The sequence below is a fragment of the Actinomyces oris genome (genome assembly GCF_001937665.1).
GTDB classification, from domain to species: domain Bacteria; phylum Actinomycetota; class Actinomycetes; order Actinomycetales; family Actinomycetaceae; genus Actinomyces; species Actinomyces stomatis.
This window is the reverse complement of the sequence record NZ_MSKL01000008.1, coordinates 24,015-36,073: the sequence shown is the minus strand read 5'-3', so window position 1 is coordinate 36,073 and position 12,059 is coordinate 24,015. Positions and strand designations below refer to the sequence as shown.

Here is a 12,059-nt window from a genome sequence, read left to right as displayed (position 1 = left end):
AGTGGGTTACTCGTCTTCAGGGAATTCTGACCGGTGCTGCTCCCCTGCTGGAGAACCTGAAGGAAATGCTGGACGCCTTCGTGCTCATCGGGCTGGGCTATCTGTCACTGGACCGCCCGGCCTCGACGCTCTCGGGCGGTGAGGCCCAGCGCACCAAGCTCGTGCGCCACCTGAGCTCGGCTCTCACCGACGTCACCTACATCTTCGATGAGCCCAGTATCGGCCTGCACCCGCACGACCTCCACCAAATGAACGAGCTGCTGCTGTCACTGCGGGACAAAGGAAACACCGTGCTCGTCATCGAGCACAAGCCCGAGACGATCTCGATCGCAGATCACGTGGTGGATCTGGGGCCGGGAGCAGGAAGCCGAGGAGGTCGAATCTGCCTCGAGGGAACGGTCGAGCAGCTGCACCGCTCCGACACTCTCACTGGACGCCACATGGCCGACCGGGTGCGGCTCAAGAGCAGTCACCGCTCCCCCACGGACATGATGAGAATTCGTCACGCCAAGACGAACAATCTTCGTGACGTCGACGTTGATATTCCCGTCGGAGTTCTTACTGTCATCACAGGAGTGGCCGGATCCGGGAAATCGAGCCTCATTCACGGCCATCTCTCCCCCATGGACGGCGTGGTGACGATCGATCAGACACCGATCAAGGGCTCACGGCGATCGAATGCCGCCACCTACACCGGACTGCTCGACCCCGTTCGCAAGGCCTTTGCCAAGGCGAATAATGACAAGGGTGCGAAACCCGCGCACTTCTCGGCCAACTCAGAAGGAGCCTGCCCGGTGTGCGGCGGAACGGGCATCATTGAGACACAGCTGGGTTTCATGGAGACCGTGGAGTCCCGTTGCGTGGCCTGTGAGGGGCGCCGTTTCAAGGACGAGGTGCTCGCCTACCGCCTCTGCGGACGCAGCATCGCCGATGTCTTGGACATGAGTGCCGACGAGGCACTGACCTTCTTCTCCCAGGGTGAGGCTCGCCTTCCCGCTGCGACCAGGATCCTGTCACGGCTGAAGGACGTGGGCCTCGGCTACCTCCACCTCGGCCAGGCGCTGACCACCTTGTCCGGTGGCGAGCGCCAGCGGCTCAAACTTGCCGTCCACCTGAGCCAGGAAGGCCGTATCATCGTTCTCGATGAGCCGACCGTCGGACTGCACCCGGCCGACATCGAGGCCATGCTCGCACTCCTGGACCACCTTGTGGACTGCGGTCGCAGCGTTGTCGTGATCGAGCACCATCAGGCCGTGATGGCGCACGCAGACTGGATCATCGACCTCGGCCCCGGAGCCGGCCACGACGGCGGTCACGTCGTGTTCACCGGAACGCCGACGCGGATGGTGGCGGAGCGAACGACTCTGACGGGGCGATACCTCGCCCGGTACGTCGAGGAGGGGAACGATGACGCCCCCGAGTGAGACTAAGGGCTATGGACACGCCGATGCGGTACAGACCTACCAGATCCGCCCGGCGACCATGGAGGACTCCCCCGTTATCCGCCAGATCCGCAACGCCGCCGTGCGGGAGTCCCTGGCCATCTGGACCAGCATCGAGCAGGACCCTGCCAGGGCCGAGACCTGGCTGGCCCCCATGGTGCAGCGAGGAACGGCTCTCGTTGCTCACGTCAGTGGCAAGCCGCATGACGTCGTCGGGTTTGCGGTGGCCGGTCCCTGGCACTCCTACGAGGGCTACGCCCGCACAGTCGAGGACTCGATCTACCTCAGCCCGACGGCTCAAGGCAAAGGGCTTGGTGCCAGGCTCCTCGCCGCCCTCATCGAGGCCTCACGGCAGGCCGGGGACCGCACTATGATCGCCCTGATCGAGGCGAGTAACGCGACTTCGGCGCACCTGCACGAGCGCTATGGTTTCACCACTGTCGGCACTGTCCCGCAGGCCGGCGAGAAGCATGGTCAGATCCTCGACCTGACCCTCATGAGCCGTTGCCTGAAAGGACCCACCATGTGCGGCAAGCAGAACAACCCCGCCGACAGCGACAGTCTCCGATGGGTCAAGGGTGACCAGTCCGTCGAGCTGCAGCCCGAAGAACCCGCCGTCACTCAGTGGCAGGTCAGCGGTACCGATGAGGTCGTTGCGCATCTGCTGAGCCTTGTCGGAGCCCCGGAGGGACGGCCGGCGATCATCGCCGTCGACGGACGAGGCGGATCCGGCAAGACAACGCTCACCACGGTGCTGACCGCGGCCGTCCCCGGCGCGCAGGCCTTCCACCTTGACGACCTCATCTGGAACGAGCCGCTCTACGACTGGGATCAGCTGTACGTCGACACCCTGACCCGGCTGCACGAGACCGGCTGCCTCGACCTCGTCCCGGACAAGTGGCGGGAGCACGGCCGCGAGGGCTCCATCCGCGTCCCGGCCGACTCTCCCCTGGTCGTCGTCGAGGGGACCGGAGCCGGTCTGCGCGCGGTCAGCAACCTCATTGACGCGCACGTGTGGGTTCAGACCGGAGACGACGTGGCCGAGCGCCGCGGCATCAAGCGGGACATCGCTGAGGGCGTCAACGGCGACGCCGAGGAGTCGGTGCGTTTCTGGCACTGGTGGATGGCCGGTGAGCGCCTCTTCTTCGCCAAGGACCGTCCATGGCAGCGTGCCGACGTCATCGTCTCCGGTGACGCCCCCACCGGTGTGGGAGCTGGAGAGATCGCCTGGACTCCCGGACCGCTCCTCCTCCGCTGAGGCCCGACTCTCCTCCGCTCAGGGCCGGGGTCCTCAGTCCCCCAGCGCGGTCCCCACGGCGCGAGCGGCCTGGATCCACTCGTGATCGGCCGGAACGAACTTGGTGTGGCCGGCCACGTCCTTGAGCGGCACCAGCTCCGTGCCATGACCGCGGTCAGCCACCATGACACCGTAGCGGCCCTCGGCGATCGCGTTGGCTCCGGCCACACCCAGACGCGTGCCCAGAAGACGATCCGCGCCGCAGGGCGAACCGCCGCGCTGGACGTATCCCAGGATGGACACGCGCGCCTCCAGCCCCGTCAGGTTCTCCAGCTGCTCGGCCAGGCTGAAGGTGTTGGCGCGGTGGGATGCCTCCAGGCGTTTGACGCCCCGCTTGGCCATCGCCTTGCGCTCAGGACTGGAGGCGTCCTTGACCAGGGCGCGGGCGTGCTCCAGCTCGGCGTGATCCGTCACCGACAGTGCCCCCTCAGCCACGGCCACCACTGAGAAGGACGACCCGTGGGAGCGGCGTCGCTCGATCTTGTCCGCGATCGCGTCCACCGAGTACGGAATCTCGGGCAGTAGAATGACGTCCGCCCCGCCCGCGATGCCGGCGCCCAGGGCCAACCAGCCGGCCCGGTGCCCCATGATCTCGGTGAGGATGATGCGGTGGTGGGAGTGCGCCGTCGAGTGCAACCGGTCCACGGCCTCCGTGGCGATCTCCAGGGCCGTGGCGAAGCCGAAGGAGGAGTCGGTGTGAACGATGTCGTTGTCAATGGTCTTGGGCAGGTGGATGACGTTGAGACCCGCGTCCATAAGGCGTTTGGCGTTCTTCGCGGTCCCGCCCCCACCGAGGCAGACGAGGGCGTCAATCCCGTCCTTCTCGCAGTTCTCCACAATGGTGGGCACCATGTCACGGGGCTCGCCGTCGATCATCATGCGATGCACCTTGTCCCGGCTGGTCCCCAGCATGGTTCCACCCGTGGTGAGGATCCCGGACAGGGCAGCTGAGTCGAGCTCGGTGAAGCGGTTCTCGGCCAGGCCTCGCATGCCGTCCCGGAAACCGATGAGCTCCCAGCCGTGCTGCTGGATCGCCGCCTTTCCAAAGCCTCGGATCGCCGCGTTGAGTCCCGGGGCGTCGCCGCCCGCCGTGAGAATGCCGATGCGCTGAGCCATGGAGCCAAGTATGCCGTTCCCTGGCGTCCCGTACAGGGCGTAGACGTCTGTTCCGGCGATGTCGACCGCAGCGACGTCGCCGATCCGGACCGACGACGTCGCGTTAGACGCCAACCGGTATCATCATTACCCTGATCGCGTCGAGACCGGAGGAACCCGGTGGGAACACTGTGCCCTCCTTCGGTGTTGACGCACCGGTGCCCTTGAGGCTGTGCGTGAGCCGTACGCTCCGCCAGAGGACCGGGACACCACGAGAGACGAGCCACAAGGAGACCAGAAGCATGGCAGACCGCGCACTGCGAGGCATGACCATCGGTGCGAAGTCGATGGAGTCGGAGGACGGCGTCGAGTTCGCTGAGCGGATGATCGTCAGCTACGAGTGCCCGATGGCGCACGTCACCAGGATCCCGATGTCCACCGAGGCCGAGGTGCCTCCCACCTGGGAGTGCCCCGAGTGCGGCCAGATCGCCGCCCGACGCGGTGAGGACGAGCCCGAGCCCGACGAGCCCAAGAAGACCCCGCGCACCCACTGGGACATGCTCCTGGAGCGCCGCAAGGTCGATGAGCTCGAGGTTCTCCTCAATGAGCGCCTCGAGGCACTGCGCAGTGGCGAGGTCTACCGCGAGCGGGTCAGCGGCTGAAGGCCCGCTAGGAGCGCTTCTGACGGGATGAGGCCGACGGGCGCTGCTGCTGGTAGCCAGCAGCAGCCCGACGGCGCTTGTCGCGGGCGGCGCGAAGCCTGCTACCGGCGACCTTGGCCGCATCGAGCAGCTGGCTGGAGCGCTTGGCCACTCCCCAACGGGTCACAAGGGACAGCTCCTCGGTGAAGATTCCCCCGGAGAGCTTGGACTGGCCGGCCTCCCGCTCCAGGAAGGTGATAGGCATCTCCACGATGCGGCCGCCGATCTCGTCAACCAGCTTGGTCATATTGACCTGGAACCCGTAACCGAGGGCCTCGACCTTACCGAGGTCCATGCGGCGCAGGATCGAGGCACGGAAGACCCGGAAGCCCGCGGTGGCGTCCTTGACGCGCAGACCCAGCATGGCGTTGATGTAGAGGTTCCCGGCCTTGGACAGGGCCACGCGCTTGGCGTCCCAGCCCTCGGTGGCGCCGCCGGAGACCCACCGTGAGCCGATGACGAGGTCCGGCTCGTCGGCCATCTCGGCGCGTTGAATGAGCAAGGCCAGGTCCTCGGCGCGGTGGGAGCCGTCGGCATCCATCTCCACGATGAGCTCATAGCCGGCGGCCAGTGCCCAGGAGAACCCGGCGAGGTAAGCCGGACCCAGCCCGTTCTTCTCCGAGCGGTGCAGGACATGGACGTGGGAGTCCTCGTCCGCGCGGGTATCGGCGTAGTCACCGGTACCGTCGGGGGAACCGTCGTCGACGACGAGAATGTCCGCCTCGGGAGCGTGCTCGCGGACCCGGTCCAGTGCCACGGGCAGGGACTCGATCTCGTTGTAGGTGGGGATGACGACGAGTGTCTTCACTTCTCTCTCCATGGTTGAGTAGCGTGGCGTCGAGGCTAGTGGCTGCGCCTTGGGCGCACTTGGCTCAGGATACCGGCTCCGACCAGCGCGCCTGCACCGACGAGGAGGATGATGCCGGGGGCGGCACCGAGCCGGTCGGCAACAGTCTGGGAGCTGCGCAGCGCGACGTCGGCCACGAGACTCGCCTGAGTGTATGGCTGGGTGACCTGCTCGACTTCACCGCGGGGGTTGATGATCGCGGTGTAACCGACGGTGGAGGCCTGGATGACACTGCGTCCATGGACCACGGCCTGGACGCGCCCCTGGGCGAGCTGCTGGGCGGCCTCGCCTGAGTCGAGGAAGGAGGCGTTGTTCGTCGGGATGATGATCGCCTGCCCGCCCTGTTTGACGCCGGTGCGCAGGGCGTCGTCATAGGCGACCTCAAAGCAGATGCCCATGGCGAAGGTGACGTCTCGGCCCTGGGTGATGGCCGGAACCGTCAGCGTGCTGGGACCGGTGCCGGGCAGCATATCGATACCGACCCGGTCGACCTGGGTGGTCAGGCGCCGTACCAGAGAACGGGAGGGGATGTACTCCGCGAAGGGCACGGGGCGGTGCTTGCGGTAGTAGGAATGAGATGTGTTCCCGGAGACGTCGCCGGGATTCCAGATGAGGACGTCGTTGTAGCGGATGTCGTCGACGAAAGGAACCGCGCCCACGAGAACCGGAGCCCGGACCGCTTGGGCGGCCTCATCAACGATGGCCGCAGAGGCCGGGTAGTCGCGCGGGTCGAGGTCCGCGGAGTTCTCCGGCCAGACGACCATATCGAGACTACCGGGGCCGACGTCGGCGGCCAGCTTCCTCGTGGCCTCAGCGTGGTTGCCGGTCACCTCCAGGGCCCGGTTGAAGGCGTCCTCGAAGTCGGTGGCCACGTTGCCCTGGACGGCTCCGACACGGACGGTGCCGTTCTCGGCTCGCGTATCCAGTGGCAGCGTCCGCGGCGCAACGAGCAGAGCCGCTGCGAGTGCTGCGCTGAGGAGGACCGGCAGGGCACGGCGCTCATAGACGGATCGAGCCGCGTGAGCGATGCATGCCGCGGCCAGTGATACCAGCAGCCCCACCCCGGCGCTGCCGACATAGGCGGCGGCCGGCAGGATGGGGGCATCAGACATGGCGAAGGCCAGGCGCCCGAAGGGGAAACCACCCAGCGGCCACACTGAGCGCAGCTCCTCGACCCCGGACCACAGCACAGCGAAGAAGAGCACGCTGGCTGCACCGGCCGGCACACGCCGCGTGAACCGCCCTCGGGGGGCAGCTCCCTGGAGCAGCGGCAGGCGACTCACCAGGGACCAGGCCCCGCCGAGTCCAGCCAGGTAGAGCGACTCGAAGAGCGTCAGCGCGATCCAGCCGATCGGGTTGCCCATACCCACCATCGTGAAGTGCAGCAGAGGCGTGAACAGGCCGAAGCCGTAGAGCAGTCCCAGACCGGTGCCCGCCCAGAAGCCGCGGCCGCGGATGAGGAGCATGAATGCTCCGACCCCGATGAGGGCCGACCACCACAGGTTCACCGGGGGGAAGGCGGCGTAGGTGGCCAGGCCCGCCAGCAGCGCCACCGCTGCGGGCGCTGATCGGCGAAGCCGGCGGGGAGACTGAGAAAGCAGCCGGGTACGCAGCCAGGAGGGCAACCGGGAAGGCTCTGTCACGCGGTGAAGCATACGGGTAAGTTTGATGGTTAACCTTTGTGACGGCGGGCCACAGCGTGGTGCACGGGCTGCCAGGCCAGGGCCAGCAGGGTGCCGATGACTGCGCCGATGAGGCAGGACATGGCTGTTCCGGTGATCCAGGACAGGACCGGGTTGTGGGTGAGCTCCTCGGCCCACTCAATGGCGTGGTGCAGGGGGTGGAAGCCAACCTTGGCGAGGTTGGTCGCCAGGATGTGTCCGCCGACCCACAGCATCGCCACGGTCCCGACGATCCCGATGCCGCGGAAGAGCGCCGGCGCCAAGGTCACGATCGCACGCCCGAAGGACCGGATGATGCCGGTACGGCCCTGCCCGGCCAGGTGCGCCCCGGCGTCGTCGAGCTTGATGAGGGCCGCCACCAGGCCGTAGACGGCGAAGGTGATGAGCAGGGCGATGAGGACCAGGACGATGATGCGCCGCATGGAGGACTCCCCCTCGACCTCGGCCAGGGCCAGCAGCATGATCTCGGTGGACAGGACGAAGTCCGTCGTGATGGCCTGACGGATGATCTGGGCCTCGTCGACCGGGCCGGTTTTCTCCATGGCGTGGGCAACGCCGCCGAAGCGCTCCAGGATCTTCTCCCCACCCTCGAAGCACAGGTAGGCGCCGCCGATGATGAGTGCCACCGGCAGGAGCCACGGTGCCACGGCTGTCAGCAGCAGGCCGATCGGCAGGATGATGAGGAGCTTGTTGCGCAGCGAGCCCAGCGTGATCCTCTTGATGATCGGCAGCTCACAATCCGGGGTGATACCGGTGACGTACTGGGGCGTGGTGGCGACGTCGTCGACGGCAGCCGCCGACACCTTCGCGGAGGTCTTGACGGCCATGGAGGCCGTGTCGTCAACGGTGGACAGCGTCAGCTTGGCGAGCGTGGCGATGTCGTCGAGGAGGGCGAAGAAGCCTGACATTGGGGTATGAGTCCTGTCGTCCGGAGTATCGGCTGGAACGAGAGTACTAGCCGCAGCGTCACACGGCGGACCAGCTCACCACTCCCCTATTGAGATCCAGGGACGCCTCGGCAGCGCGCATCGACAGGCTGGTGACCGCTCTGGCCTGCTCGGGGCTTGCGTCCGGTGGTGGTGAGAGGCTCGCGATCTGGCCGATGACGTCGAGCAGCTGCTTGCACCAGCGCACGAAGTCTCCGGCCGTCAGCTCAGTGGCATCCAGGATGTCCGCCAGCTGCGCGCCATCGCACCAGGCCTGGACGGACCCGGCCAACGCCGGCTCTGCTCCCGAGGATGCCTCGATGCGGGCAAGGGACTCCAGGTCGTGGATCCGGTGGGAGACCCCCAGCTGTGCGCGCAGGCACTGGCCGAGCCTCGACCCGGGCGCCACTGGCAGCCCGATCGACTGGGCGCTCAGTCGTGGCTCGTAGACGCAGGCGCTCAGCGCCCCGGCCAGCTCTGAGGCGCTGAGGTCCTCGAAGACTCCCGTGCGCAGGCACTCGGCGATGAGCAGGTCCCGCTCAGCATAGATCCGGGCCAGCACCTTGCCGGCACCCGTGACTCGCAGCTCGCGCTCCGGGTGCCCCCGGTCCACCGGGCGCAGATAGCCCAGCTCGAGCAGCACCTGGCAGACGGCGTCGAAGAGGCGGGCGATGGTGCCGGTGCGGGTCTCGATGCGTCGCTGGAGGCGTTCGGCGTCGGCCTTGGCCCGCGACCACTTGCGGCCCACCCGCGCGTGCTCCTCCCGGTCGGGGCACCCGTGGCAGGGGTGGGAGCGCATCTCGTGGCGCAGGCGCTCGAGGTTCTCGATCGCGTTGTCTCGGCGGGCCTGTGCGCGGCTGGAGCGGGTGCGTGTGCGCTTCGTGCCCCCTTCCAGGTCCCCTGAGCGCAGCGCGTCGACCAGACGCTGAACGAGCCGGTCCCGATCCCGGGGCCGGTGCGGGTCCACCGAGTCCGCCACCCGCAGCGCGCCCACACGCATGACTCCGTCCGGCGCTGTGTCCGGGGTCAGGCTGGCCACTCGCGAGTCCTCCCCCAGCACCGTGATGGTGGGGGTCCCGGTCCGGTCGGCACCGACCTCCAGGACGATGCCGTGGCGACGGCGTCGTCCCTTGCGGAAGACGACGACGTCACCGCGTCCCAGTGAGCTCATGGTCCGTCCCGTCTCGCTGCGGCGCGCCGCGGCCTTGTCCCGCGACAGGTCCGCCTCGGCGTCGGCGATGGCCTGGCGCAGGGAGGCGTACTCGCGGAAGTCACCCAGGCGACAGGTCATGTCCTTCTCCAGGCCCTCCAGGCTGTGGCGCTTGCGGCGGGCCTGAGCGGCCAGCTCGACGACGCCGCGGTCGGCCTGGAACTGGGCGAAGGACTGCTCGAGCACCTCACGCACCCGCGTCCGGGGCATGCGCTCGAGCAGGTTGACGGCCATGTTGTAGGTCGGTCGGAAAGCGGAGACCAGCGGGTAGGTGCGTCGGGAGGCCAGTGAGGAGACCGTGGCCGGCTCGACGTCGTCAGCCGCCAGCACGACGGCGTGACCCTCGATGTCGATGCCGCGGCGCCCGGCCCGTCCCGTCAGCTGGGTGTACTCCCCCGGGCTGAGGGTGACATGGGCCGAGCCGTTCCACTTGCGCAGTGACTCCAGGACTACGGTGCGGGCGGGCATGTTGATCCCCAGTGCCAGGGTCTCGGTGGCGTAGACGACCTTGACCAGACCCGCGCTGAAGAGCTCCTCCACCGTCTCCTTGAACACCGGCAGCAGTCCCGCATGATGGGCCGCAACACCACGCTCCAGGGCGTGGGCCCAGAAGTGGAAGCCGAGGACCCCCAGGTCGCCGGCGGGGATGTCGGCGGTGCGCCGCTCGATGACGTCACGGATCCGGGCCGCCTCGGCCTCGGTGGTCAGGTCCACCCCGGCGCTCACCACCTGGTGGACGGCCTGCTCGCAACCTGCTCGGGAGAAGACGAAGACGATCGCGGGCAGAAGGCGCGCCCCCTCCAAGGCCGTCACGACCTGCAGTCGTGAGGGCGGCTTCAACCTGGCCGTGCGGGCTCCCCCCTCGCCGCGGCGAGGTGCCCGTCCGCCTCGTGCGGAGCGCTTCCAGGGCTGCGGCCCCCGGGCGGAACCGCCACCGCGTCCGTGGTGGCCGTTCTTGGAGCCGCCTCCGGAGGCGGCGGCACGCCGGGCCTGCTTGACGGCCTTGAGCAGCTCGGGGTTGAGCGGAGGCTGCCCCGTCCGCTCCTTCTGCTCGGACTGCTCTGGCTGTTCTGCCCGCTCCGAATCCACCGTGGCAGCAGCCGTGTCGGTGGCTGTCTTGGGCTCAGCCGGATCCGCGGGGTGGGAGTACAACGGCAGCAGCCGGCGACCGACCATCATGTGTTGAGTCAGCGGGACGGGACGCTCCTCTGAGACGACCACGGCAGTCCTGCCGCGCACCTGGCCGAGCCAGTCGCCGAACTCCTCGGCGTTGGAGACCGTGGCGGACAGGGAGATCACCTGGACCTCGGCGGGCAGGTGGATGATGACCTCCTCCCACACCGGCCCGCGGAAGCGGTCGGCCAGGTAGTGGACCTCGTCCATGACCACGAATCCCAGCCGATCCAGGTCATGCGAGCCCGAGTAGAGCATGTTGCGCAGCACCTCGGTGGTCATGACCACCACGTCCGCATGGGGGTTGACGGAGGTGTCACCGGTCAGCAGCCCCACCCGCTCCTGACCGTGCCGGGCCACGAGGTCCAGGTACTTCTGGTTGCTCAGTGCCTTGATGGGGGCGGTGTAGAAGGTCTTGAGCCCCCGGACCAGGCCCAGGTGGACCGCGAACTCCCCCACCACGGTCTTGCCCGCGCCCGTCGGGGCGGCAACCAGGACGCCCTCTCCCCTCTCGACGGCGCCGCAGGCCTCCTCCTGGAAGGCGTCGAGGGGGAAGTCGTAGCCCTGGGCGAACCGGGCGAGCTCACTGCTGGAGGCGGCCTGTCGACGTCGAGATGCGGCATAGCGCTCTGCTGGTGAGCTCATGGCAACAACCCTACGGGCTGGATCAACCCTGAGCCGGTAGGAGCAGCCGGACGGCGTCGGGGACCGCCTTGAGGCGCAGGGGCAGCTCGGCCAATGGTTCTCCGTCTGCGAAGGGATGAGGAGGCGGACGCATCCCCCAGTCGCGGCCGGTTCTCTCAGCGAGCGCCTCAATGGTGACGCTGCGGCTGCGCTCCACGTGGACGGCCGGGTCAGTCAGGTGCGTGCCGCGGAAGAGCCGGCGGAAGAGGGTGAGTAGGTGGGCGCGGCCCACGGGGTCCAGGCGCAGCACCTCCAGCAGGCCATCGGCGGGGTCCGCCTGGGGTGCCAGGTCCATGCCACCGCCGACGTAACGGGTGTTGGCCACCGCCAGCAGGAGCGCCGGCCCCTCCCAGGTGCTCTCGTCGGTGGTGACCCGGTATCCGTAGGGCGCCAGCGTTGCGAGTTCGGCCGTGAAGGCGCGCACGTAGCGTCCCTCGCGGGCCGGCCAGGAAAGGGTGTTGGCGCGGGCGTTGACGGCGGCGTCCACCCCGGCGCTGACCACGGCCAGTGACCAGCGACGCTGCGGGGCCAGCAAGGAGCCATCGGGGCGGGAGGCGTAGATCGCGTCCACCGCCGTGATTGCCCCCTCGCCGGACAGCGCCCGGTTGATGAGGCGGGCTGAGGCCGCCGCATCCCGGCTGGGCAGACCGAAGTGCCGGGCGATGTCGTTACCGGTGCCGGTGGCCACGATGCCCAGAGGCACGCCCGTCGTGGCCACGATGTCCACCCCCAGGTGGACCATGCCGTCACCGCCGACGACGACCAGTGCCTCGACGTTCCGGTGCGGCCCGTCGCCCAGGAGGGCCCGCCCCGCGCGACGCGCCTGCTCGTAGGAGCTGCCACGGACGTGGAGGACCTCATGGCCTGCTTCGGTCAGGAGCCGGCGGGCGACGTCGTCGTCGGCCGCATGACGTCCTCGGCCCGAGGAGGGGTTGGACAGCAGAGCGATACGCATCAAAAGGAACAGGTGTGATAAGTCAGGCAGGAACCGGTTGATAGTCC

Annotated in this window: 9 protein-coding genes; 3 read left to right on the top strand and 6 right to left on the bottom strand. The window is 68.2% G+C overall.

The genetic code is table 11. From position 1 onward, the window contains the following. Positions 1-1,424: ATP-binding cassette domain-containing protein (locus BKH28_RS13725; RefSeq protein ID WP_256695464.1), on the top strand; the 1,424-nt coding region annotated here is incomplete at its 5' end. Beyond that, positions 1,408-2,700: a GNAT family N-acetyltransferase gene (locus BKH28_RS03685; RefSeq protein WP_075417536.1), complete on the top strand. Its 1,293-nt coding sequence runs from the start codon at positions 1,408-1,410 to the stop codon at positions 2,698-2,700. The genes BKH28_RS13725 and BKH28_RS03685, both read left to right, overlap by 17 nt. A 33-nt stretch (positions 2,701-2,733) precedes the next feature. On the opposite strand, the gene BKH28_RS03680 is transcribed toward BKH28_RS03685, so the two are convergent. Next, the gene (locus BKH28_RS03680) at positions 2,734-3,855 is read right to left on the bottom strand and encodes a 6-phosphofructokinase (protein WP_075417634.1); all 1,122 of its coding nucleotides are present in this window, start codon (positions 3,853-3,855) and stop codon (positions 2,734-2,736) included. Between the two features lie 281 nt (positions 3,856-4,136). Here BKH28_RS03680 and BKH28_RS03675 point away from each other — a divergent pair, with 281 nt between their 5' ends. Further along, a complete protein-coding gene (locus tag BKH28_RS03675; protein ID WP_034493112.1) occupies positions 4,137-4,496 on the top strand; it encodes an RNA polymerase-binding protein RbpA in 360 nt (119 codons plus the stop codon). A 7-nt stretch (positions 4,497-4,503) separates the two neighbouring features. Here BKH28_RS03675 and BKH28_RS03670 read toward each other — a convergent pair whose 3' ends face one another. From BKH28_RS03670 to BKH28_RS03650, 5 genes are all read right to left on the bottom strand, one after another. After that, positions 4,504-5,343, bottom strand: a complete 840-nt coding sequence (locus BKH28_RS03670) for a polyprenol monophosphomannose synthase (RefSeq protein WP_075417535.1) — start codon at positions 5,341-5,343, stop codon at positions 4,504-4,506. Positions 5,344-5,378: 35 nt separating this feature from the next. Continuing rightward, the gene (gene lnt, locus BKH28_RS03665) at positions 5,379-6,935 is read right to left on the bottom strand and encodes an apolipoprotein N-acyltransferase (protein WP_256695475.1); all 1,557 of its coding nucleotides are present in this window, start codon (positions 6,933-6,935) and stop codon (positions 5,379-5,381) included. A gap of 119 nt (positions 6,936-7,054) precedes the next feature. Next, positions 7,055-7,972, bottom strand: coding sequence for a DUF808 domain-containing protein (locus BKH28_RS03660; RefSeq protein WP_075417534.1), 918 nt, complete (start codon positions 7,970-7,972; stop codon positions 7,055-7,057). A gap of 58 nt (positions 7,973-8,030) precedes the next feature. Further along, on the bottom strand, positions 8,031-11,018 hold the full coding sequence (locus BKH28_RS03655) for a DEAD/DEAH box helicase (RefSeq protein WP_075417533.1): 2,988 nt from the start codon (positions 11,016-11,018) through the stop codon (positions 8,031-8,033). Between the two features lie 22 nt (positions 11,019-11,040). After that, positions 11,041-12,012, bottom strand: a complete 972-nt coding sequence (locus BKH28_RS03650) for a diacylglycerol/lipid kinase family protein (protein ID WP_075417532.1) — start codon at positions 12,010-12,012, stop codon at positions 11,041-11,043. Positions 12,013-12,059: the final 47 nt, after the last annotated feature.

Excerpts from the sequence above, each read along its gene's own strand:
- BKH28_RS03685 (WP_075417536.1), top strand. The coding sequence starts at position 1,408 with ATGACGCCCCCGAGTGAGACTAAGGGCTATGGACACGCCGATGCGGTA.
- BKH28_RS03650 (WP_075417532.1), bottom strand. The coding sequence starts at position 12,012 with ATGCGTATCGCTCTGCTGTCCAACCCCTCCTCGGGCCGAGGACGTCAT.
- BKH28_RS03680 (WP_075417634.1), bottom strand. The coding sequence starts at position 3,855 with ATGGCTCAGCGCATCGGCATTCTCACGGCGGGCGGCGACGCCCCGGGA.
- BKH28_RS03655 (WP_075417533.1), bottom strand. The coding sequence starts at position 11,018 with ATGAGCTCACCAGCAGAGCGCTATGCCGCATCTCGACGTCGACAGGCC.
- BKH28_RS03675 (WP_034493112.1), top strand. The coding sequence starts at position 4,137 with ATGGCAGACCGCGCACTGCGAGGCATGACCATCGGTGCGAAGTCGATG.
- BKH28_RS03660 (WP_075417534.1), bottom strand. The coding sequence starts at position 7,972 with ATGTCAGGCTTCTTCGCCCTCCTCGACGACATCGCCACGCTCGCCAAG.